The organism is Leifsonia sp. McL0618, assembly GCF_049994905.1.
Lineage (GTDB): Bacteria > Actinomycetota > Actinomycetes > Actinomycetales > Microbacteriaceae > Diaminobutyricibacter.
Genome location: NZ_CP188258.1, coordinates 3,671,498 through 3,694,930, shown reverse-complemented (window position 1 = coordinate 3,694,930; position 23,433 = coordinate 3,671,498). Strand labels below are relative to the sequence as shown.

The window sequence follows — 23,433 nt, the reverse complement described above, 5'->3', positions numbered from 1 at the left end:
TACTCGGATTCGGGGTGCTTTTTCCTGTGCCCGACAAGAAGGCGGGCAGGGCTCAGCGGACGATGGATGGGGACCAGGCGTGCGCTAGGAACAGCTTCGGCGCGCTCTTCCCGTCGATCGCGACCGACCAGATGTCGCTGTCGCCGACGACTTTCGGGTTCGTCAGCCCGTAGAGAAGGGTCGAGTCGTCGAGCCAGAGTGCCTGGTCGTCGACGTTGTCGGTGATGGGGAGCACGGTCTCTTTTCCGCTCGCGAGATCGAGCACCGCGAGCGTCCAGTACGGCGTCCCCGTCGTCGATACGTTCTTCTTGTATGCGACCTTCGTGCCGTCGGGTGACAGCGACGGGCACTCCGCCGTCTCGTGGATCGCGGTGAGCGTGCGCGCAGCCAGGTCGCCGCGCACAAGCCAGGTGTGGCCGGCCGAAGCCCCTGTCGCATAGAAGATGTTGTCGTCCGAGCCGAAGGTCACCCCCCAGAAGTTGCGGTCGGATGCCGTCACCGGTTTGCCGTCGACGATGAACCGGAAGTTCTCGATGTTGCCGTAATCCGGGCCGGCCGTCGACGAGATCGTGGTCTGGGTCGAGAAGCCGATGGTTCCATACGACGAACCGGTGATGAACGATGTCTGCGCGACGAGCTTCGAGTCGGGCGAGATGCGGGTGCGGCTCGGGATGCCCGCCAGCGGCCACGATTTCACCGCCTTCCCCGACGGGTCGAACAGCGTCGCGTTGAACGTGGTGACGACACCGCGGTCGACGTGCAGGCACATCTCGTATGCGCTCGTCGCATAGACGCGGTCGCAGGCCTGCGCGGTCACGCTGCGCGCCGCGCCCGGATCGCTGAGCGGCACAGCTGCGACCAGGCCGTACCCGGCGCCTGAGGCCGTGTTGCGGAACACGATGCGCGGTCCGCTCGGCGCGCTCGTGGAGTCGACGGTCTGCACCTGGCTGGGCGCGTTGGCCCGAGTCTGGTAGTCGGCGAACGCCACCACGGCGTACGCGATCGCCCCGCCCAGCAGAACAACGGTGAGCCCGGCGAGCAACCACACGCGGGCGCGGGATGTCATGCAGCCATCTTCCCCGACGATGCGGCGGGCGTCGTGAAGAACCCCCGCAGCAGGTAGGTCACGATCGGGATGACGATGGCCAGCGCGATCGCGACGATGAACATCGCGGCCTCCCGGCCGACCGCGAACCACAGCAGGCCGAACCCGGTGGAGGCGATCAGGCGGGACAGGGCGACGACCGTCTGCGCGGAGGCGATGCCGGTGCCGCGACTCTCAGCCGGCGTGCTCTCGGACGCGAGCGCCGCGAGGATGCCGTCAGTGGCCGCGTAGAACGCGCCCAGCAGGGCGAGGCACAGGATGGTGGCCGCGACACCCTCGACCGGTACGGCGGCGAAGATATATGCCGCGAGCAGTGCGATATGCCCGATCACGAATACACGTGCGCGGCCGAACCGGTCGGACAGCTTGCCGAGCGGGATCGCCAGGGCGAGGAACGCGATGTTGGTGCCGACGTACATCAGGGGGAACCATTCGGCGGCGAAGGAGCTGCGGCTCTGCAGTACCAGGTAGATGAACCCGTCGCCGATCGTGAGCAGCCCGAGCAGGCCCGAGACCAGCAGGACGCGACGCAGCCGGGGGTCGTTCAGCTGGCGCCACCGGAACGGCTGGCGGGGTGCGTGCTCGGCCGCTGCGCGATCGGCGCGGGGGCGCTTGTTGGGCACGATGATCCCGAGGATGGCCACACCGAGGATCGCGCAGGCGAGCGAGACCACGAAGATCGTGTTGTAACCGTTCGGGATGAAGAAGAGGATGAGGAACGCCAGCAGCGGCCCGACCGCGGCGCCGACGGTGTCGAGCATCCGGTGCACACCGAACGACCGGCCCAGGTTCGCGTGTGTCGACGACGCGCTGATCAGGGCGTCTCGCGGTGCGGTGCGGATGCCCTTGCCGATGCGATCCACGGCGACGATCGCGGTGATGGCGGCGAATCCGCTCGCGAACAGCAGGCCGACGCGGGCGATCGCCGCGATGCCGTACCCGAAGAACGCGATCCACTTCGGCTGGTCGCCTCTGTCGGCCGCCCAGCCGCCGGCGATGCGCACGATCGCGCTGACGCCCTGGTAGAGCCCGTCGATGAAGCCATAGGCGACCGTCGAGAGACCGAGCACGCCGGTGATGTAAAGGGGAAGGATCGCCGACACCGATTCCGACGAGATGTCGGTGAACATGCTCACGATGCCGAGGCTGACGACGACCGACGAGACGCGCGTGACCGTCTTGCGGGTGGTGCCCGTCGTCATGAGGTCCGTCGTGGTCGCGGTCGTGGTCGTGGCGGTGGCGGATGCCGTGCCCGCGTCCGGCGAGACGGTCACCTCGTCGGTGACCGCGTCATCCGCGTTCTTTCCACGGTCGGAGAAAGAGAGGTACATCGACGTCCGCCTGTCAGTTCTTCGCCGTGAAGGCGCCGTAGATCACGTACTGTGTGCCATCCGTCACCGGCGAGGTGGTGATGGTGACAGCATCCACGCCGCGTTTGAACGTCAGCGCGGTCGCCCCGCCCAGAGCAGGCGACGCCGTGTCGTACATGCCGTATTTCGCGAGCGTCGTGCGATAGAACGCGAGCACTTCCGTCACGGTCATCGTCGAGGTGGCGGTCAGGCTGACCTGCAGGTGCTGGCCCTGGCTCGCGACCGAACTGGTGCCGATCGAGGAGTGGGGTGTCGCGGGAAGAAGGGAGGTCGGATATCCCTTGGCCAGCGCACCGACGGCGCTCGCCGTCTTCGGAAGCGGGTTGCTGACAGGCTCGGGAAGCGCCGTCGACTTGGGCAGCGCTTTTCCGGCTGCGCCCGGTATGACCTCGGTCGTGAACCGCTTGCTCTGCGGCGGCCCGTCGGATTCCCCGCCAGGGGTCGGTGCGGGGGAACTGGTCACGGGCGCGCCGGGAGTGTTGGACGAGGGCGACGGAGCTGTGGACGAGTGGGATGAGGTCGTAGTCGACCCTTCGGCCGTCGAGCGACCAGGAAGGTGGTCGACGGTCACTGCCGCGGCGACGATCACCGCTGCGGCCGCGAGCCCGGCGATGATCCACGTACGGGATCTCATGCCGGCACCTGCGCCGTCTGCGTCGTCGGTTCTGTTTTCTCGTTCACTCGCGTCGCCCCCAGGTCGTCGTCTGTGTGTTGTTGCGTGGTCGGGTTGTGGTGCGGTCGGTTGTGTCAGTACGCGCCGGTCGGATGGAGCAGCACGCGGAACGTGCGCCACAGGATGACGATGTCGCCGGTCAGCGACCAGTTCTCCACGTAGTACAGGTCGAGACGCACGCTCTCGTCCCAGGAGAGGTCGGATCGTCCGTTCACTTGCCACATGCCGGTGAGACCAGGCTTGATGTACAGGCGGCGGTGAACATGGATTTCGTACCCGTCGACTTCGCGGCGCAGTGGAGGCCGCGGGCCGACGAGGCTCATGTCGCCGACGAACACGTTCCACAACTGTGGGAGCTCGTCGATCGAGAACTTGCGGATGAACTTGCCGATCCGGGTGACGCGCGGGTCGTCCTTCATCTTGAAGAGGAGCCCGGAGCCCTGGTTGCGCGCCGTGAGGGCGGCGAGGCCCGCTTCGGCGTCCTGCACCATCGAACGGAACTTCAGCATGCGGAAGGTCGTGCCGTTGCGTCCGACGCGTTCCTGGCGGAACAGCGCCTCCCCGGGGCTGTCGAGGCGGATGGCGATGCCGACGCCGATCATGAACGGCGCCAGGACCAGCAGTGCGATTCCGCTCACCACGAGGTCGAGCATCCGCTTGAGCACGTGCTTGCCGCCTTCGAACTGCGGGATCTCGACGTGGATCAGCGGCAGGCCCTCGACGGGACGGAAGTGGATGCGCGGCCCGGCGACGTCGGTCAGGCGCGACGCGAGAACCAGATCCGTCGCGGTGCCCTCGAGCGCCCAGCCGAGGTTGCGGATGAACGTGCCGCCGCCCTGGGGCTGGCCTGCGACGATCACGCTGTCGACCCGCAGGTCGGATGCCGCCTGGGTGATCGTGTCCATGTCGGCGACGATGGGGACGTCGCGGTCGCCCACCACGAGGTTGCCGGCGCCGGGGTCTTCAAGCGCGGCACCGACAACGTTGTATGCCGCCCCCGACTTCTGCTGGATCTGCTGCACCACGTATTCGACGTCTTCCCGTCCGCCGACCACGAGGGTGCGGGAGAGGTAGTGGTCGTACCGGCGCTGCCGAAGCAGCCATTGGCGCCAGATCCAGCGGCTGCTGAGGAGTGCAGCTGCGCCGACGGGCAGCGCCAGCACGAAGTAGCCTCGCGCGATGTCGACCTTGGCGACGAGGAAGGCGATGGCCAGGACTCCGAAGGTCAGGGCGCTCGCGTTGGCGACGCGCTTGTATTCGGAGAACCCCATCCCCACCACGCGCGGATCCCGCGTGTGGTACGCGTAGAGGGCGACCACCCAGGCCCCGGCGATGATGAGGGAGATCGCGAAGTAGGCGACCGGGAAGCCGGCCACCCGCGTCGACGCGTCGTCGAGGCCGAACCGGGCGACGAAGGCGCCGGCGATGGAGGCGAAGATGATGACCGTGTCCGTCACGCGGAGGCGTGAACGATAGCGGCGCGCCCAGGCGTGTTCGGACGAATGGAACTGGGGAGCGCGCGGAGACAGGCTGGCGCTGGGCTCGCGTTCGACGAACGGCCGCCGGGAGTGGCGGGGGATCTCGCCGAGGAGCGGCCGGGGCCGGATGACCGTCATGGCCGGCTCCGTCCGATGCGTCCTGCGAATGAAGAACCGGCGGCGGCTGGGGGAAAGCCGTGGTCTCGAACGACTTCGCCGCCGCCGGCTCCGACTGTGGGGAGGTTCGCGGCGGTCTGCTCGGGCGACCGCACGAACTGCGATCGGGCGAACGGCGGTCGATACGAGGTTCGACGCAGTGGAGACACATTCACGAGGACTATCCCTGTTATCGGGGTTACAGGCGTACTTTCGGATGTGAACGTGTGAGACCACTTCTAGACCGTGCGATGAGGGTGCATCACAAAAGTGACTGTTTCTCACCTATTCACAACACTGAGGTTACCTCGTTTTTTGGGTCGAGTGGTCTCCCCCGAAGGGGGGTCATTTTTATTTGTGGCGTGCCCCCCGACTTTTCGCAGCCATTCATCAGCACGTGGCCTTAGGCTGAAGCGCATCTACGGACGCTTGTCCGAGAACGCCGGCTGGGAAGTCGAATGACGAACGGGCTGGCTGATGACGGCACTGACCGCAACCCTGGGACCGGTACGAAAAACGGTCAAACGCATCGACGCGACGCCGAGCGTGACCAACACCTACTCCACTCTTCTCAACACCGTGCGCGACCACGGCCTCCTGCGCCGCACGCCCTGGTTCTACATCACGGTCTTCGGCATCCTCGTCGCCGCCCTGGGCGGAGCCACGACGGGTTTCGTGCTGCTCGGCGACAGCTGGTTCCAGCTGCTCATCGCCGCGGCGCTCGGCGTGATCTTCACGCAGTTCGCCTTCCTCGCCCACGAGGCCTCGCACCGCCAGGTGCTCGCATCCGGACCGGCGAACGACCGTGCCGGCCGGCTGCTGGCGACCGCCGTCGTCGGCATCAGCTACGCGTGGTGGATGACCAAGCACAGCCGGCACCACGCCAACCCGAACACCATCGGCAAAGACCCGGACATCGCCTTCGACACCGTCTCGTTCATCGAAGAAGACGCCGCGAAGCAGCGGGGCATTGTTCGCGCGATCACGAAGCGCCAGGGCTACCTCTTCTTTCCGCTGCTGCTGCTCGAGGGCATCAACCTTCACGCGCTGTCCTTCCGCACGCTTGTCGGAAAAGACAAGGTGGATGGCCGCGCCCGCGAGATCGTGTTCATCGCGCTCCGCTTCGCGATCTACCTCGGGGCCATCTTCACGTTCCTCCCGCTGGGCATGGCGTTCGCCTTCATCGGCGTGCAGCTCGCGGTCTTCGGCGTCTACATGGGCGCATCCTTCGCCCCGAACCACAAGGGCATGCCGATCATCGAAGCCGGCGTCAAGGTCGACTTCCTGAGCAAGCAGGTGCTCACCTCGCGCAACATCCGCGGCACCGGAATGTCGACCTTCATGGGCGGCCTCAACTACCAGATCGAGCACCACCTCTTTCCGAACATGCCGCGGCCGCACCTGCGCAAGGCCGCTGCGATCGTCAAGGAGCACTGCGCCAACGAGAACATCGTCTACACCGAGACGACGCTCCCGAAGTCGTACGGCATCGTGGTGCGCTACCTCAACCGGGTCGGCCTGGCCGCCCGCGACCCGTTCGACTGCCCTGCCGCCGGAGAGTTCCGCCGCCGCTGACAGCGCGCACGTCGGTAGTCGGCCGTAGCCTGTTGGTATGTGCGGGCGATTCGCGATGGACAAAGAGACCGACGACCTGATCCAGGAGTTCGTGGCCGAAGGCGGCGACTTCCGTGACTGGCGGCCGAGCTACAACATCAGCCCCACCGACAAGGTGCCCATCCTGCTCGAGAGCAAGAAGGGCGACGAAGCGCCGGTGCGGCGCCTCGAACTGGCCCGCTGGTCGCTGGTGCCGTCGTGGTCCAAAGAGCTCAAGACGAAGGTGCCGACGTTCAACGCGCGAGCAGAATCGGCCGCTGAGAAGCCGATGTTCAAAGCATCCGTCGCCTCGAAGCGGGCCATCGTTCCGGCGATCGGCTACTACGAGTGGCAGACCGACCCGGAGACGAAGAAGAAGACGCCGTATTTCATCCACGCTGCCGACGGCGAGCTCATGGGCTTCGCCGGACTGTACGCGTGGTGGGCCGACCCGGCCAAGGAGCGCGGCGACGACGACCGCTGGCACCTGACCACGACGATCCTGACCTCCGACGCGGTGCAGACGCTCGAGCACATCCACGACCGCAACCCGGTTCCGCTGCCCCGTGAACTCTGGGATCACTGGATCGACCCGACGGTCGTCGGAGACCAGGCGCTCCTCGACGAAGCGGTACGCGCGGCCGTGACCGTCGCCGACCAACTGGTCTTCGACGTTGTGGGTCCGGTCACGGGCGACAGTCCCGACCTCATCCGGCCGATCTCCGCCCCGAACTGACTAACGAGTCCCGGAGGGCGGGTCAGCCAACCGCGCCCGCCGGGAACTCGCCCCACCCGCACCGGGAATACACCGCTGTCCGTCCGTCAGCGGCCCCCTGCGGTGCTGCATCCGGTGCGTTGCATCGACAGTACGTTGCGCGCTGCCGGCACATCTAGGGGATGACAGCCGGGGCGCTGCGTGGTATCAGCCGAGGGGTTGCGTGGTGTTGGGCGCTGGGTGGTATCAGCCGAGCTGTCCGCGGCGGGCGGATGCCCACAGGTCGACACCTGTGTCGACCGCGTGCTCGTCGATGGCCGCCAGCTCGTCGGGTGTGAAGTCGAGCCGGTCGAGTGCGCCCACGTTCTGTTCGAGCTGGGACACGCTGCTCGCGCCGGTGACGAGGGAGGTGACCCGGGCATCCCTCAGCGCCCAGGCGAGCGCGAGTTGCGCGAGCGACTGGCCGCGGCCACGCGCGATCTCAGCGAGGGCGCGGATGTGGCCGAGCGCCTCGTCGGACAGCATCGAGCGGTCGAGCGACGAGTCCTCGGCGCCCCGGGAGCCGGCAGGGATCCCGTCGAGGTACTTGCCGGTGAGCATCCCCTGGGCGAGCGCGGTGAAGCCGATGACGCCGATTCCGAGTTCGCCGGCCGCGTCGAGGAGTCCTTCGGTCTCCACCCAGCGGTTCAGCATGGAGTACGACGGCTGGTGGATGAGCAGGGGAGTGCCGAGGTCGGCGAGGATCGCGGCTGCCCGGCGCGTGTCTTCTGCGCTGTACGACGAGATGCCGACATAGAGCGCCTTGCCCGAGCGCACGGCGGTGTCGAGGGCGCCCATCGTCTCTTCGAGCGGCGTCGACGGGTCGGGCCGGTGCGAGTAGAAGATGTCCACATAGTCGAGGCCGAGGCGCCCGAGCGACTGGTCGAGGCTCGCGAGCATGTACTTGCGGCCCCCGCCGCCCTGGCCGTAAGGACCGGCCCACATGTCCCATCCGGCTTTCGACGAGACGACGATCTCGTCGCGGAACGGCTTCAGGTCGTCCTTGACCAGGCGCCCGAAGTTGACCTCGGCCGACCCGTACGGCGGGCCGTAGTTGTTCGCGAGGTCGAAGTGCGTGATGCCGAGATCGAACGCGCGGCGCACGATCGCACGCTGCGTCTCATACGGGCGGTCGTCGCCGAAGTTGTGCCAGAGACCCAGGGACAGCGCGGGCAGCTCGAGCCCGGACCGTCCGGTGCGGCGGTACTGCATGCTGTCGTAACGCTTCGGATCGGGCAAGTACGTCATGGGGGTTCCTCGTTCTCACTTTTGCGTGTCTTCTAGGTTCCCGCGCGCCCGCCGATCTGTCCAACACCCCCGCGCGATCCGATTCAGCGCCGGGCTCGATGAGTGCCTCGTGCCGGGCCGTTGAGTTGACAGTTGTTGTCGCTGCGCGCCGAACCCGGGCGACAACAAGCGTCCCCTCACGGCCGGTGCTTGCAGCCGGGTCAGGTGCCGAGGATCTTCGCCTTCGCTGCGGCGAACTCGTCGTCGGAGAGGGCGCCGCGGTCGTGGAGGTCGGCGATCTTCGCGAGTTCGTCGGCGGTCGACGCTACGGCGGGCGTGGACTGGGCGGCGGGCGTGGACGGGGGGGTGGGCGTAGGCGAGGACGTGGCGGCGGGGCCGGCAGCCTCGGGAGCGGGCGGCGCGGCTTTGGCGTGAGCGACAGCATCCGTCACCGCATCGGCGAAGCGCTGCGCCCGCCCGGCGTCGGGCCGGAAGGTCGTCACGGTCGGCTGCGCGCGGTCGCCTGTGCGCAGCCGCAGGAACGACGCAACCACTCCGTGCTCGAATTCGATCGAACGCACGTCGGTCAGCGGATGCGCGTCGAGCGTGAGGGTGCGCCGAACGTAGCCGGCGAAGATCACCCGCTCCGTGGTGAGCGCCAGCAGCCCGGAGGGGTTCGCACTGCTCGAATTCGAGACCGACAGCACCGTGCGCAGGGTCGCTGTGACCGTCTCGCCGTCGTGGAGGACCTCCTCGATACCGGCGAGCGCCTTCTTGTCTGCTGCCACGTCATCCCTCTCGTCCGACTGTCACTCTACGCAGCCCTGGCGACTGCGAGCGAGCGCGAGCGTGACAGTTCCGGACAAGCGTGCCGCGCAGGGCGGTCACTCTCGTCCGGAACTGTCACGCTGGGCGCGTGCGGGCGACCTTCCGAGCTCAGCGCCAGAAGGCTGCGACGTCGGCCGCAACCCGGCGACCGCGCTCGCGGCCGGCGATCGCCGACGGTGGACGGGATGCCGGGTCGAGCGGATTCGTGCCCATCGCCGCGATCGAATCCGCGTCTGCGAACACAGTCATCACCCGTGCGGGCGAAAGGGCCTCGAGTTCCGCATCGGGAATGGCCTGCCCGAACGGCGACTGCTCAAGCGACGGAACGAGGATCAGCACACGGTCGGCGCCCTTCGCCAGGTCGGCGTTCGCCACCGTGCGCATGCCGCCGTCCATGTAGTGCCGCCCGGCGATCTCGACGGTCGGCCAGATGCCGGGCACCGCACTGCTGGCCGCGATAGCGTCGACCAGGCCGACATCCGACGTGCGGTCGAACACACGCAGTTCGCCCGTCTCCGTGTCGATCGCCGTGATCAGCAGAGGGCGCTCCGGCCAGTCGGCGCCGGCAAGCCGTGCTGCGATGACGGCGCGGCGGGCGGAGACGGATGGGGTTTCCGCCTGCCGTGCGATCGCACCGATGCGTCGACGGGTTGCTTCGGGCGCTTCGTCCGCGGCCGCTCCGTCCGCCATCATCGCGCCGAACTTCTCCAGGTCGAGATCGACCTTCAACTCGGCCGACTCATCCGATACCTGTGCCGCGAAGAGGTCTGCGATCGGGCGCCCGGCGGCGAGCTGGCCGGCAACGGTGGCGCCGGCGGATGTTCCGATGAGGCTGGTCGAATCGGCCACGATCGCGTCGAGGAGTGTCGGGTCGACGTCGGCGATCCCCATGAGGACGCCGGTCTCCCAGGCGATTCCGGCAACGCCGCCGCCGGCAAGGACGAGTGCATCAGTTGTCATGAAGCCACACTAAGCGGCGAGGCGGTCGAGCGTGCGTGTTCCGGTCGAGCGTGCTCCGCGGAACAGGCACACTCGACCGTAGCGGTCACGCTCGCCAGGTGCACCACGCAGGCAAGGTGCAAGATAAGAGGGTGCCGACGTCGACGATCGTCTCCGAACTCCACGAACTGCTCGAGCGCGACCAGGTTGTCACCGACGACGCCGCGCTCGACGCGTACAGCCACGACGACGCGGAATGGGCGGAGTACGTGCGGCCGCTGGCGGTCGTGCGGGCGCGCGGGACCGATGACGTCGCGAGCGTGGTCGCGTACGCGGCGGCACACAGCATCCGCATCGTCCCCCGCGGAGCGGGCAGCGGTCTCTCGGGCGGTGCGAACGCGGTCGTGGACTCGATCGTGCTTTCTCTGGAAGAGATGACCCGCATTATCGAGATCAACACGGCTGAGCGGTACGTCGTCACCCAGGCCGGAGTCATCAACGACGACCTGCGCTCCGAGGTCGCGCGGCACGGGCTGTGGTACCCGCCCGACCCGGCGAGCTACCGAATTTCGACGATCGGCGGCAATGTCGCCACCAACGCCGGCGGCATCTGCTGCGTGAAATACGGCGTCACCGGGGACTACGTGCTCGGCATGACCGTGGTGCTGGCAGACGGTTCCGTCGTGAAGCTCGGGCGCGCGACCGCCAAAGGCGTCGCCGGGTACAACATCGCCGCGCTCATGGTCGGCTCAGAGGGAACCCTCGGCATCGTGACCGAGGTGACGCTCAGGCTGCTCCCCCTTGAAGGGCGTGAGGAAAGGGCGGTGATCGGCTACTTCCCGTCACTGCGCTCGGCCGGGGAGGCCGTCGCGCTCGTGTCGCGCGCCGGGATCATCCCGTCGGCGCTCGAACTGGTCGACCGTACCTGCCTGCGCGCGGTCGACGAGTGGCAGGGGCTCGGTCTGCCTGAAGACGTCGACACGTTGCTGCTGGCGAAGGTGGATGAGCGGGGCGCGGCAGGCGACGAGCTCGCGGATGAGATCGCCCGGCTCTTCGCGCAGGCAGGCGGGACGAGTGTCGAGCGCGCGGGCGACGTGGACGAAGTCGAACGCCTGTTCCTGGCGCGCCGCCTGGCGTACCCCGCGCTGGAACGGCTCGGGCCGGTGCTCACCGAAGACATCTGCGTTCCGCGGGCGGCAGTGCCGGAGATGCTCGCGCGCATCCAGGCGACGGCGGCCGATCATGACGTCGTCATCGCGAACATCGCGCACGCGGGTGACGGTAACCTGCATCCGCTCATCATCGCGCCCGTCGGGGACGCCGCCGCCAAAGAGCGGGCGAAGGCGGCGTTCGACCGGATCGTCGCGGACTGCCTCGACCTCGGAGGCACGGTCACGGGCGAGCACGGAGTCGGCCTGCTGAAGCTCGCGGGTGTCGAACGCGAACTCGGCCCGCGCGTCGTGCAGCTGCACCGGGCGATCAAGGATGCGCTCGACCCGCAGGGCATCCTCAACCCGGGCAAGGCGTTCCCGGCGGCGCGTTCGCGCTGACGGCGGGACACACGAGCCGAGCTCACAACCCGAGAACACAAGAAGAAGGAGAGGCGAGGATGCCCTCGATCACGGCCAGCGACGGAGTGCGGCTCGACTACACGGAGACAGGCGACCCGGCGGGCCGGCCCGTCGTGCTCATCGCGGGATTCAAGGCGGCGGCGACCAGCTGGGTGCTTCAGCAGGATGCCCTGATCGGCGCCGGTGCGCGCGTCATCGCTTTCGACCGGCGCGGCCACGGCACCTCCGAAGCGCCGACCTTCGGCGCCCGCATGTCCCGCCACGGCAAGGATCTCGGCGACATGCTGACCGCCCTCGACCTGAGCGGTGCGGTGCTCGTCGGCGGCTCGCAGGGAGGCAGCACCATCTGGGCCTACGTGAGTCTCTTCGGTGCCGAGCGGCTCGCCGGGATCGTGACCGTCGACCAGACCCCGAAGATGCTCAACACCGAGGACTGGGCGTACGGGTTCTACGACTACGACCGCAGCGTCATGGGCACGAAATTCGAGCACGGGGTCCCGCCGACCGGCCGCGGAACGCCTCCGGCCGAGCGCGGGGAGCGACTCATCCGCCTCATGTCGGCGATGCGCATCGATCCGGCACGAACGGTCCCCACGACCTACGCCATCCCGGAACTGGCACTCCTGAACGACCATGCTGTTCAGGACTGGCGCGACGTGATCGCGCGGCTCGACGTGCCATCGCTCTTGGTCGCCGGGCGCGACAGCGAGCTGTGGCCCTGCGAGCACGCCGAGGCATCGGCTGCCCTCAACGGTCTCGCTGCATCGGTCGTCATCGAGGATTGCGGGCACGCGGCCAACATCGAGCAGCCGGACCTGTTCAACGAGCTCCTGGTCGATTTCATCGCGCGGCTCTGAGCCCTCAAAGTTTTTCATGCCTGTCGGGGCATGCGAGAAAAGACACCAACTCCCTACCCCCAAAAGAGGGGTCACTGCATCGCCTGCACAGCGCTAAATGCCTGTAATTGAGGCGTTTCTGCGGGTTTTCGGACCAAGACAGGCGTATACGCAATTTGCTTGCGCGTGTCCCTCGAACAGGCCTATGGTGCTTAGTTGTCAGTGAGAGGGGATTCTCACGAAAACGCTCCGCCGACACCACACCAACTTCGTGCACACGGTTTCGGTCGCCCCTGCGGCGGCGGCGTTTGGATGAGTACGCGGGTCGTTCCTGACGGGTGCGGTCCAGCGCTGTTCGGCAGCATTGGGGGTGCGCAATGGCTTGGCCGGAGTCCGGACCAAGAGTCCACCAGCCTGGCCCCGAGCGCGCCCGCACGTCGTCCGCATCCGACTCGAGGCTGACACACGGCGAGGCGGATGCGGAGCCGCTCCTCGGCCGTCGTCACCACACGCTATGGGGTCTCGTCGCGGTGGTCTCCGCCCTCGCTCTCGGCATCGCGCAGGCCGTCGTCTTCGTTCCCGCGGCGGACGCCTTCGCCCAGGCGAAGCCCGCCGCCATCAGCACGTCGGCCGCGCCGACACTGGTGCCCGTCGCAGGACCCCCCACGGTTGTGCCGAAGACGGTGCAGGTCACCACCCCGGTCACCCAGCAGGCTCCGACGCGCACGACGACGGTTGTGCGCCGTGTCTCGATCAACCCTCGGGTACTGGCCGCGATCCTCGCCGCAGCCCAGGCCCAGCTCGCGCGGCAGGCCGCCGCGCAGGCAGCCGCGCAGGCAGCTGCCCAACGGGCGGCCGTCACCCACCCGACGTCGACCCCGCAAGGCACCAACTGCGTCAGTTCGTCGAACACACCGACCGCGACGCCGAGCCCTTCACCGACGACGACGAGCGGGTCCGGAACGGTCACCAGTTCCTCGAGCACCTCGACCTCGAGCAGCACTCTGACCTGCGGCCCGGGCACGACCGGGCCGTCGCAGGTCGGAAGCACCCCGACGCCGACCCCGACGCCAACGCCGACCCCGACGCCAACTCCGACCCCGACTCCAACGCCGACACCCACCCCGACACCGACACCGACCCCGACACCGACACCGACACCGACGCCGACGCCGACGCCGACGCCGTCCGCGACTCCGTCGGCGTCGAGCCAGGTCGACGGAGCATCGCAGACGGTGACCATCGCCGGCGGGCGCGGCGCGGCCCGCATGCAGACCACGCTGACGATGCTTCCGGCGGACGACACGGCGACGACGCCGGCGACCACCGACCCGGGAACCTCGGCTCCCGCAACAGACCCGACGCCGGCAGCTCCGGCCGCCCCGGCACCGGCCCCAGCACCGGCACCGGCACCGGCACCCGCCCCAGCACCCGCCCCAGCCCCAGCTCCAGCCCCGGCGCCCGCGCCGACGGCCACCCCCGATCCCGCCCCGGCACCCACCCCGACCGCTGACCCGACACCGGCGGCACCCGCGACCGGCTCCTCCCCGACCCCGACGACCGCACCGGATGCAGGTAGCGCGCCGACCGACCCTGCGAGCACGAGCTCCCCGGCACCGGCGACGACAGTCCCGGCCACCTCGACCTCGACCGCCGCGGCCACGGCCACCTCCACCCCCGCAGCCCCGTCCTCCTGGACCTACGTTCCCCAGACCACGTCGAGCACGCACACGATCACCGTGCGGGTCGACGGCACCGACCTGGTGATCGTCGACAACGGCGTCGAGACGCGCCGGCCGATCGCATCCCTTCTCGGGCTCCGCGTGACGACGGTGGGCGGCCAGGTGGTCAGCCTCACCTTCGACACCTCCGCCGGACCGATCTCGGTTCCGGTCTCGTTCGACGGAAGCGGCTCAGACCTCCTCCAGGTCATCGGCGACCAGCTGCGCTGGAGCGTCGCAGCGGCAGGTTCCGGCTCCGTGACGGGCGCGGGCATCGCCGCCCTCGACTACACGGGCGCCAAGACCATCGCCGCCTCGGGCAGCGGAAACACCATCGTCGGTCCGTCAGCCGACACCTCCTGGTCGATCGACGGACACGATTCGGGCACTGTCGCCGGCCAGCGGTTCACCGGCTTCGGTGACCTTCAGGGCGCCGCGGGCAACCGGGACACCTTCGCCTTCCAGCACGGCGGGAGCATCAGCGGCCACCTCGACGGCGGTGCGGGCGGGTTCGACTCGCTGGTACTGAACGGTTCGGGCGGCAACGTCACGAGCATCCCGAGCGGAAGCCAGTCGGGCACGATCACGTTCGAGGGACACACCATCGGGTATTCGGGCCTCGAGCCGATCACCGTCACCGGGACCTCCGACCTGGTCGTCACCGGCACGACCGCGAACGACACCCTGCAGGTCGGTCCGGGTGCGGCCGGGCAGATCACCGTGAAGAGCCTCACGGGCGCGATGGAGTCGGTGAGTTTCACCATTCCGACGAACTCCCTCAAGGTCGTCGACACGGCGACGGGGGTCACCGTCGTGATCGTCGGCAACCTGATTCTCGCCGGTGTCGACCTCGAGATCGACGCACCGACCATCATCGTGAATTCGGGCGTGACGATCGACACTCGCGGTGGCACCGGCGCAGGCACCGTGCTGCTGAACGCGACCGACACGCAGACCGGCGGCGCACCCGCGTCGGCGTCGGTCACCGTGGCCGGTGCGACGATTCACGCGAAATCCATCGACCTCGAGGCGACGGCGTCGCAGACGCCGGGCGCCGGCTCGATCCCCGGCGTGAACACGGTGTCGGCGTCGTCGTCCGCGCAGGTCGCGGTGACGGGCGCCTCGGTGCTGGATGCGACCGGTGACGTCACCCTGCGCAGCTCGTCTGCCATGCAGGCGACCGTGAGCTCGACCGGCACGGGAGCGTCGACGAGTGTCGATGCGGCCGTCGCCACCGCCACGATCGACACCAGCGCGGTCACCCACGTGTCGGACGACTCCACGATCTCGGCGGGCGGCGTGCTCTTCGTCATCGCGAAGAACGCGACGAACGTGACGACGAAGGGCGACGGAACCGCGGCGACAGCGGGCGCCGGAATCGCGATCTCGCGGGTCACGACGAACACCGCCGCCTACATCGACAGCCACAGCAGCCACGGAGTCCACGCGGGCAGCCTGGTCGTCGCGGCAGACTCGAACAACACTGTGGTGACCGTCGCGACCGCCAGCCCCGGGGGCTCGACCCAGAACAACTCGACACCGGGCGACAGCACCGCGACCGCCTCACACCCCGGGGGATACGCCAACGCCCCCGGAGGCGTGATCGGCATCGCCGGTGCGCTCGCCTTCACCAGCCTCACGCAGACGACGAGGGCATATATCGCACCGGTGGGCGGTGCGCTCGTGATCGCGGTCTCGAACACGAGCGGCCCGACGGCCGGTTCCGCGCCGGTGTCGGTGCATGCGGGTTCGGCAGGTACGGCGACGAGCAGCGCAGACGGAAGCACCGTGGGCGGCAGCTCTGCCGGCGTCGGCACCGCCGTCGCGGTGACCGCCGCCGACCTCGACACCTCGTCGTATGTCGGCAACACAACGTTCACGTCGCCGAAGGTCTCGGTGGATGCGATGGCCCAGCAGCCGACGAACGGCAACGCGAACACGTTCGGCGCGACCTCCACCTCCGGGGCCGGCGGGGCGTCCAGCGTCGGCGTCGCGGGCTCGCTCGCCGTCGACGTGGTCACCCTGAACACGTCGGCCAGCGTCGCACCGGGAGGCGCCGTAGCCGTCGGCGGTGCGGACGTCGGCATCGCCGCACACACGAACAACTCCAGCGACGTCACAGCACTTCCCGGTTCCGTCAGCGGGTCGACGGTCGGCATCGGCGCGACGGTCGCGCTGAACATCCTCAACGACACCACGAGCGCAGGACTCCAGAACGGATCGGCGCTCACCGGAGCACACGACCTGGCGCTCACCTCCTCAGCGATCGCCCCCGCGACGACGGTGGCACACGGCGGCGTCTCGTCCCCGAACATCGCGATCGCCCCGGTCGTCGCAATCACCACCTCGAACGTCACCACGACCGCGGTCGTCGGAACGGGCGCACCGCTGGTACTGACCGGGGCGTTCAGCGCAACGGCCACCGAGCGGGCCTCGGCGACGACGACGGCGACCGGCGAAGTCAACTCTGCTGGAGCGGCGGTCGGCATCGCCATCGCCCTCACCTTCGCCACCCATATCGTGCAGGCGACCACCCACCGGGATGTGACCGCGGCCGGCAACGCCGCCTTCACCGCGACCGGCGCGTCCGCGACGGCGACCACGGCCTCCGCGTCGGCGACGGGAGCACCAGGCAACGGCAACCAGCCCGCTCCCGGATCGCAGGTCACCGAAGCCAGGTCCTTCGCGAACAACGCGGCACCCACCTCGGGCGGAGCGCTCCCCGGCGGCAACGGCGGCAGCGGGCCGGGCACGGCTCCCGAGCCGAGCACCCCGGCGGGCACCGTCTCGGCGGCAGCGGCTCTCGCGCTCACCGTCCACTCCGCGTCCGCCGACGCCTCCGTCGACGGGGTGACGATCACGGCCGGAATCGTCAGCCTCACCGCCACCCTCAACGACTCGGCCACGTCGACAGCGACCGGCTCGCCGTCGACCCGCGCACCACCGGGGTCCACCACCATCGCCGCAGCAATCGCCATCACAGCGGCCGACGCATCCATCCGTGCGAACGTCGGGCCGCAGGCAACCATCCACGCGAAGGCCCTCACGCTCTCCGCGGGAGTGAACCCCACCAACGCAGCCGGGGTCACAGACAGCACGGATCGCTTCACCACCACCGCAACGGCAGGGGCCGGGGGCGGTGGAAGCCTCGGAATCGCAGGCTCGGTGGCCGTCTCTTCGGTCGCACTGTCGACATCCGCCGCCCTTCTCGCGGGCGCAGGCCACGCACCCACCGTGACGTTCACCGGTGGCACCGCGGATCTCACGGTGACGGCATCGTCGAAGGTCGCCGTGACGACCCAGGCACTCATGGCCGACAGCGGGGCGGGCACCCCGGCGACCGGCATCGGCGCCTCGTCCGCGGTCGCGATCGTCAACGACACGACGGATGCGTCGATCGGCGACGGTTCGGTCGTCACCGGTGCGCACGCCATCACTCTCGCGGCCACCGCATCCGACGTCTCCAGCGTGACGGCCACCGGCGGCGCATCGGCGAGCAACGTCGCCGTCGCCCCCTACGCCGCCGTGCTCATCGCGAACGTGACGACCACGGCGCGCGTCGGCTCGGGAACCCTGCTCACCCTGACGGGAGCTTTCAGTGCGACAGCCTCGCAGGTCGCCTCGGCTTCGGCCACCGCGAAGGGCGCCGTTGCAGGAGGCTCCGGCGCGGTTGGGCTCGGACTTGCACTCACGATCGCGAACGACACGGTCACCTCGACGGTCGCGCGTTCCATCACCGCAGCCGCGATCACGCTGTCCGCATCGGGTGCAGGCTCGTCGAGCGCCGCATCTACTGCGTCAGCGTCGGGAGCACCCCAGAACCCCTCCGATTCGGGCCAGGGCCAGGGCGGCGGAGCGGCCGGCTCCGGTGTGGATGACCAGGTCACGGCCGCGCGCACCAACGCCGACGGCGTCGCGGCTTCGTCCGGTGCCGCAGGCTCCGGTTCGACGGCGGCACCGAGCGCCTCGACCTCCGACGGCAAGATCAACGTCGCGGCGGCGGTGGCCGTGGTCGTCACGACCACACTGTCGCGGGCGACGCTGATCGGTACGGGCGTCATCCTCGCGGCGTCCGGCGCGGTCAGCCTCACCTCGACGGCGAACACCGACGCGGCCAGCAGTGCGGACGGCTCGGCCGCCCACGGGGGAACGGCGACCATCGGTGCTGCTGTCGCGGTCACCCTGGTCGACGCGGCCAACCAGGCGATGCTCCCGGTCGGCGACAGCGTCACGTCGAAGTCACTGACCGTCTCTGCCGGGGTGACCGACAACGCGGGCGACAAGACATCCACAGAAGCCGCCACCGCGACGAGCGGTGCGGGAGCCCCGGATGCGAAGGTGTCGGTCGCGGGCTCGCTCGGGCTCCTGATCGTCAACCAGTCGACCGTGGCCCAGGTCGCCGGTGCGGTAGCCCTCACCGGCGGCACCCTTTCGGTCGGCGCCGGTTCGAGCCTGACCTCGTCGTCGAAGGCCGACCCTGCTGACGGCACCGGTGTCTCAGCCGGAACGGTGGGCATCGGCGCCTCCGTCGCGCTCGCCCTGGTCACCGACACCACCACGGCAACAATCGCCGACGGAGCCACCGTCACCGGGGCGGCCGGCGTCACACTGACGGCCACCGCGACGGACACGGCCACGACCGAAGCGAAGATGGGGGCGGCCGGAGGCAAGGTGGCGGTGGTGCCTGCGGTCGCCGTGACCCTGTCGACGGTGACCACTGCCGTCCGCGTCGGAACCGGTGCGTCGGCGCTGATCCTCACGGGGGCGCTCAGCGCGACCGCGACCCAGACGGCGAACGCATCGGCCACCGCTGGAGCAACCGTGACCGGCGCAGGCACGGCGGGTGTCGGCATCGGGCTGGCCCTCGTCGTCGCGAACCACGTGGTGACGGCGACGACAGCGCGGTCGATCACGGCGACGGGCGCGATCACGCTCTCGGCATCCGGAACCAGCTCGAGCACCGCGGGCGCCAGCGCGTCGGCCGGCGGCGCACCGGAGAACGGGGCGACCGGGTCGGGAACGGGCGGCGGCGGGGGAGCCGGCGGTGGGGTCGACCAACAGGTGAAGACCCAGCGCGACAATGCGGACGCGGCGAGCGCTGCCAACGGCGGTACGCCATCCGGGTCGACCGCGACACCGAGCGCGTCGACGTCGGACGGCAAGGTCAACGCGGCGGCGGCGGTCGCCATCGTGGTCGCGACCAGCTCATCGCTGGCGACGCTCGAGAGCCCGGGAATCACGCTCACGTCGGGCGGTCTGGTCACGCTCTCGTCGTCGGCCAACACGGATGCGTCGACGACGGCAGACGGGACGGCCTCCCACGGCACCGGCGCGACGATCGGCGCAGCGGTCGCGGTGACCCTGGCGGATGTGACCAACCGGGCAGCGCTCCCCGCGGGCGACACGGTCGCAGCGAAAGCGCTCACGATCTCGGCCACCGAGACGGTGAACGGCGCTGACCTGAGGTCGAACTCTGGCGCCCAGGCGACCAGCGGTGCGGGCGGCGGCAAGATCTCGGTCGCCGGGTCCCTCGCGCTGGCGATCGTCAACCAGTCGACGACGGCCGCGCTCGCCGGAACCGTGCACCTCACCGGCGGCGACCTGACCCTCACGGCGTTCTCGAACGCGAGCAGCACCGTCATGGCAGAACCGTCGGCGGGCGGGGTCAGCACGACGAACATCGGTGTCGGCGCATCCGTCGCCCTCGCCATCGTGACCGACCGCACGATGGCGTCGATCGGCGACGGCGCGGCGGTGACCGGGGCGGCGAACGCCACCATCACGGCCTCAGCGACGGATGCCGTCACGACCGAAGCGAAGATGGGAGCCTCCGGGGGCAAAGTCGACGTGGCTCCCGCCGTGGCCGTCACGCTGGCCACCGTCACGACGTCGGCCCTCATCGGAACGCAGGGCGCGGGCGGGCTGCTGAGCGTGTCCGGCTCGTTCACGGGATCGGCGACGCAGTTTGCGTCGGCGACCTCGACGGCCGGTGCTGTGGTCGCGGGAGGTTCGACGGCCGCCGTCGGCATCGCCCTCGCGCTCACGATCGCAGGCGATTCGGTGAGCGCGACGACCGCGCGGTCGATCACGGCGGGCGCAGCGCTCAGCCTGATCGCATCCGGAATCAGTGCAAGCGCAGCCACGTCGAACGCCAGCGCGTCGGGTGCGCCCGAGAACGGTGCGTCGGGGTCGGGGTCGGGCGGAGGCGGCGGGGCCGGCGACGGAGTCGACCAGCAGGTGAAGGCGCAGCGCGACAACGCCGACGCGACGAGTGCGGCGAACGGCGGTGCGGCATCCGGTGCGACTGCGACGCCGAGCGCATCCACCTCGGACGGCAAGATCAACGCGGCAGCCGCGGTCGCCCTCGACCTGGCGACGACGTCTTCGCTCGCGACGATCATCGGCTCCGGCGTCACCCTGACGGCGGCCGGCGCGGTGACCATCGCCTCCAGCGCGAACACCGATGCGGCGACGACGGCCGACGGTTCGGCGTCGCACGGCGCGACGGCGACGATCGGTGCGGCCGTGGCGATCACGCTCGCCAACGTGAAGAACGAGGCGGTGCTGCCGGCCGGCGACACGATCCACGCGAAGGCCCTGACCGTGTCGGCGACGGAGACGGTGAACGGCACAGACGTCACCTCGACCTACGGCGCGCAGGCGACGAGCGGAGCCGGCGGCGGCAAGATCTCTGTGGCGGGCTCGCTCGCCCTCGCTGTGGTGAACCAGACCACGACCGGGCAGGTCGCGGGAGCGGTCGTCCTCACCGGCGGCACTGCGACGATCACCGCATCGAGCGACGCGGCCAGTACGGTGAAGGCGGAGCCGACGGCGGGCGGCGTGACGTCGACGAGCGTCGGAGTCGGGGCATCCGTCGCCCTGAACCTGGTCACCGACACGACGACGGCGGCACTCGGGAACGCGGCCACCCTGACCGGTGCCGCGAACGTCACGATCGGCGCGACATCGACGGATGCGGCGGTCACCGAGGCGAAGATGGGCGCGTCGGGCGGCAAGGTCGACATCGCGCCGGCGGTCGCGGTCACCCTCTCGAACGTGACCACGAACGCGAAGGTCGGGACCGACGGCACGATGACCCTCACGGGGTCGTTCGGAGTTGCGGCGACGCAGAGTGCGAGCGCGACGACCACGGCAGGTGCTGTCGTCTCCGGCGGTTCGACGGCGGCGGTCGGGGTCGGGCTGGCGCTGACGGTCGCGAACCACACGGTGACGGCGACGACGGCGCGGAGCATCACGGTAGGCGGCGCTATCACCCTGAAGGCGACGGGAGTCTCGTCGTCGGCTGCAACCGCCAGCGCGTCCGCGTCGGGAGCGCCGGAGAACAGCACGAACGGCTCGGGCGGCGGCGGTGCCGGCGGCGGGGTCGACCAGCAGGTGAAGACCCAGCGCGACAACGCGGACGCGACGGGCGCGGCGAACGGCGGAGCCTCATCCGGTTCGACCACCACTCCGAGCGCATCGACCTCCGACGGCAAGGTGAACGTCGCGGCAGCGGTCGCTCTCGACCTAGCGACGACCGTGTCCCGGGCAACCCTCGTCGGAACAGGCGTGACGCTGACGGCGGGCGGCCTGGTCACGGTGGCGTCGTCGGCGAACACCGATGCGGCCACGACGGCGGACGGGTCGGCATCACAGGGCGCGACGGCGACGATCGGTGCAGCAGTTGCGATCACCCTGGCGAATGTCAGCAACCTGGCTCAGCTGCCGGCCGGTGACACCGTGCACGCGAAGGCCCTGACCGTGTCGGCGACGGAGACGGTGAACGGCGCCGATGTCACGTCGACGTATGGCGCGCAGGCGACGAGCGGTGCGGGTGGCGGCAAGATCTCTGTGGCGGGCTCGCTCGCGCTCGCGGTCGTGAACCAGGCGACGACGGCGGAGGTCGGCGGTGCTGTGGTCCTGACCGGTGGGGATGCGACGATCACCGCCGCGAGCAACGCGGCCAGCACGGTGAAGGCCGAGCCGACGGCAGGCGGGGTGACCTCGACGAGCATCGGGGTGGGCGCATCCGTCGCCCTTAACCTGATCACGGACACGACGGCAGCGACGCTCGACAACGGCGCGACACTCTCCGGCGCGGCGAACGTCACGCTTGGGGCGACGGCGGGGGATGCGGCGGTCACCGAGGCGAAGATGGGCGCGGCAGGCGGCAAGGTCGACATCGCGCCCGCCGTTGCGGTCACCCTCTCGAATGTGACGACGACCGTGCGGGTCGGCACCGACGGAACGATGAGCCTGACCGGGGCGTTCACCGGAACGGCGACGCAGAACGCGAGTGCGTCGTCGACCGCGGGAGCGGTCGTCTCGGGTGGCTCGACGGCGGCCATCGGTGTCGGGCTGGCGCTGACGATCGCGAACCACGCGGTCAGCGCGACCACGGCCCGAAGTATCACGGCGGGCGGCGCGATCACGGTGAAGGCCTCGGGGCTCTCCGCATCGGCGGCGACCGCAACCGCGTCCGCCTCGGGTGCTCCGGAGAACAGCTCGGCCGGCTCGGGGACGGGCGGCGGCGGCGGCGCCGGCGGCGGGGTCGACCAGCAGGTGCAGAGCCAGCGCACCAATGCCGACGCGACCAGTTCGGCGAACGGTGGCAAGACATCCGGATCGACGACGGCACCGAGCGCATCGACATCCGACGGCAAGGTCAATGTCGCGGCAGCGGTCGCCCTCGACCTGGCGACGACAAGCTCGAAGGCGACCATCGAGGGATCCGGCATCACGCTCACGTCGGGTGGACTCGTCTCGTTGTCGTCCAGTGCGAACACGGATGCGGCCACGAGCGCGGACGGCTCGGCCTCGCAGGGCGCGACCGCGACGATCGGCGCAGCGGTCGCGATCACGCTCGCCAATGTCACGAACCAGGCGTTGTTGCCGGCGGGCGACGCCGTGCACGCCAAGTCACTCACGGTGTCCGCGACGGAGACCGTGAACGGCGCTGACGTCACGTCGACGTACGGCGCGCAGGCGACGAGTGGTGCGGGCGGCGGCAAGATCTCGGTGGCCGGTTCGCTCGGCCTCGCGGTGATCAACCAGACCACGACCGCCGAACTGGCCGGCGCGGTGGTCCTCACCGGCGGCGACGCGACGATCACGGCCGCGAGCAACGCGGCGAGCACAGTGAAGGCCGAACCGACGGCAGGCGGGGTGACGTCGACGAGCAT

13 protein-coding genes (1 of these 13 running past the window's edge) are annotated in these 23,433 nt (G+C 69.6%); 5 read left to right on the top strand and 8 right to left on the bottom strand.

Annotated elements, in window-relative coordinates:
- Positions 1 to 52: 52 nt before the first annotated feature.
- The 4 genes from ACPPVQ_RS17830 to ACPPVQ_RS17815 all read right to left on the bottom strand — a co-directional run bounded on the left by ACPPVQ_RS17830 (position 53) and on the right by ACPPVQ_RS17815 (position 4,764).
- Positions 53 to 1,066, bottom strand: coding sequence for a hypothetical protein (locus tag ACPPVQ_RS17830; protein ID WP_426516460.1), 1,014 nt, complete (start codon positions 1,064 to 1,066; stop codon positions 53 to 55).
- Positions 1,063 to 2,436 carry an MFS transporter gene (locus tag ACPPVQ_RS17825; RefSeq protein WP_426516459.1) on the bottom strand — a complete coding sequence of 458 codons (1,374 nt, stop codon included), beginning with the start codon at positions 2,434 to 2,436 and terminating at the stop codon, positions 1,063 to 1,065. Before ACPPVQ_RS17825 ends, ACPPVQ_RS17830 begins: the two co-directional genes overlap by 4 nt.
- Before the next feature lie 13 nt (positions 2,437 to 2,449).
- The gene (locus ACPPVQ_RS17820; protein WP_426516458.1) at positions 2,450 to 3,109 is read right to left on the bottom strand and encodes a hypothetical protein; all 660 of its coding nucleotides are present in this window, start codon (positions 3,107 to 3,109) and stop codon (positions 2,450 to 2,452) included.
- 113 nt (positions 3,110 to 3,222) lie between these two features.
- Positions 3,223 to 4,764: a sugar transferase gene (locus tag ACPPVQ_RS17815; RefSeq protein ID WP_426516457.1), complete on the bottom strand. Its 1,542-nt coding sequence runs from the start codon at positions 4,762 to 4,764 to the stop codon at positions 3,223 to 3,225.
- 495 nt (positions 4,765 to 5,259) lie between these two features.
- On the opposite strand from ACPPVQ_RS17815, the gene ACPPVQ_RS17810 reads away from it, so the two are divergent.
- Positions 5,260 to 6,357, top strand: coding sequence for a fatty acid desaturase family protein (locus ACPPVQ_RS17810; protein WP_426516456.1), 1,098 nt, complete (start codon positions 5,260 to 5,262; stop codon positions 6,355 to 6,357).
- Between the two features lie 37 nt (positions 6,358 to 6,394).
- Positions 6,395 to 7,111 carry an SOS response-associated peptidase gene (locus tag ACPPVQ_RS17805; RefSeq protein ID WP_426516455.1) on the top strand — a complete coding sequence of 239 codons (717 nt, stop codon included), beginning with the start codon at positions 6,395 to 6,397 and terminating at the stop codon, positions 7,109 to 7,111.
- 225 nt (positions 7,112 to 7,336) lie between these two features.
- Here the strand turns inward: ACPPVQ_RS17805 and mgrA are convergent, their stop codons facing one another.
- The 3 genes from mgrA to ACPPVQ_RS17790 all read right to left on the bottom strand — a co-directional run bounded on the left by mgrA (position 7,337) and on the right by ACPPVQ_RS17790 (position 10,144).
- Positions 7,337 to 8,377: an L-glyceraldehyde 3-phosphate reductase gene (gene mgrA, locus ACPPVQ_RS17800; protein ID WP_426516454.1), complete on the bottom strand. Its 1,041-nt coding sequence runs from the start codon at positions 8,375 to 8,377 to the stop codon at positions 7,337 to 7,339.
- Between the two features lie 200 nt (positions 8,378 to 8,577).
- A complete protein-coding gene (locus tag ACPPVQ_RS17795; RefSeq protein ID WP_426516453.1) occupies positions 8,578 to 9,144 on the bottom strand; it encodes an SHOCT domain-containing protein in 567 nt (188 codons plus the stop codon).
- Positions 9,145 to 9,292: 148 nt separating this feature from the next.
- Positions 9,293 to 10,144 (bottom strand): patatin-like phospholipase family protein, encoded by an 852-nt coding sequence (locus tag ACPPVQ_RS17790; protein ID WP_426516452.1) that lies wholly within the window; start codon positions 10,142 to 10,144, stop codon positions 9,293 to 9,295.
- Positions 10,145 to 10,275: 131 nt separating this feature from the next.
- On the opposite strand from ACPPVQ_RS17790, the gene ACPPVQ_RS17785 reads away from it, so the two are divergent.
- Positions 10,276 to 11,673, top strand: coding sequence for an FAD-binding oxidoreductase (locus ACPPVQ_RS17785; protein ID WP_426516451.1), 1,398 nt, complete (start codon positions 10,276 to 10,278; stop codon positions 11,671 to 11,673).
- Positions 11,674 to 11,732: 59 nt separating this feature from the next.
- A complete protein-coding gene (locus ACPPVQ_RS17780; protein ID WP_426516450.1) occupies positions 11,733 to 12,551 on the top strand; it encodes an alpha/beta fold hydrolase in 819 nt (272 codons plus the stop codon).
- A 481-nt stretch (positions 12,552 to 13,032) separates the two neighbouring features.
- Here the strand turns inward: ACPPVQ_RS17780 and ACPPVQ_RS17775 are convergent, their stop codons facing one another.
- The gene (locus ACPPVQ_RS17775; protein ID WP_426516449.1) at positions 13,033 to 14,193 is read right to left on the bottom strand and encodes a hypothetical protein; all 1,161 of its coding nucleotides are present in this window, start codon (positions 14,191 to 14,193) and stop codon (positions 13,033 to 13,035) included.
- Positions 14,194 to 14,269: 76 nt separating this feature from the next.
- Between ACPPVQ_RS17775 and ACPPVQ_RS17770 the strand changes: the two genes are divergently transcribed.
- Positions 14,270 to 23,433 carry the beginning of a hypothetical protein gene (locus ACPPVQ_RS17770; RefSeq protein WP_426516448.1) on the top strand. Its footprint extends 22,669 nt past the window's final position, so the window shows 9,164 of its 31,833 coding nt (coding positions 1-9,164); it begins with the start codon at positions 14,270 to 14,272; its stop codon lies off the right edge, out of view.

What these genes read in the sequence shown, in the direction of transcription:
- ACPPVQ_RS17830 (WP_426516460.1), bottom strand. Translation starts at nt 1,066, where the DNA reads ATGACATCCCGCGCCCGCGTGTGGTTGCTCGCCGGGCTCACCGTTGTT.
- ACPPVQ_RS17825 (WP_426516459.1), bottom strand. Translation starts at nt 2,436, where the DNA reads ATGTACCTCTCTTTCTCCGACCGTGGAAAGAACGCGGATGACGCGGTC.
- ACPPVQ_RS17820 (WP_426516458.1), bottom strand. Translation starts at nt 3,109, where the DNA reads ATGAGATCCCGTACGTGGATCATCGCCGGGCTCGCGGCCGCAGCGGTG.
- ACPPVQ_RS17815 (WP_426516457.1), bottom strand. Translation starts at nt 4,764, where the DNA reads ATGACGGTCATCCGGCCCCGGCCGCTCCTCGGCGAGATCCCCCGCCAC.
- ACPPVQ_RS17810 (WP_426516456.1), top strand. Translation starts at nt 5,260, where the DNA reads ATGACGGCACTGACCGCAACCCTGGGACCGGTACGAAAAACGGTCAAA.
- ACPPVQ_RS17805 (WP_426516455.1), top strand. Translation starts at nt 6,395, where the DNA reads ATGTGCGGGCGATTCGCGATGGACAAAGAGACCGACGACCTGATCCAG.
- mgrA (WP_426516454.1), bottom strand. Translation starts at nt 8,377, where the DNA reads ATGACGTACTTGCCCGATCCGAAGCGTTACGACAGCATGCAGTACCGC.
- ACPPVQ_RS17790 (WP_426516452.1), bottom strand. Translation starts at nt 10,144, where the DNA reads ATGACAACTGATGCACTCGTCCTTGCCGGCGGCGGCGTTGCCGGAATC.
- ACPPVQ_RS17780 (WP_426516450.1), top strand. Translation starts at nt 11,733, where the DNA reads ATGCCCTCGATCACGGCCAGCGACGGAGTGCGGCTCGACTACACGGAG.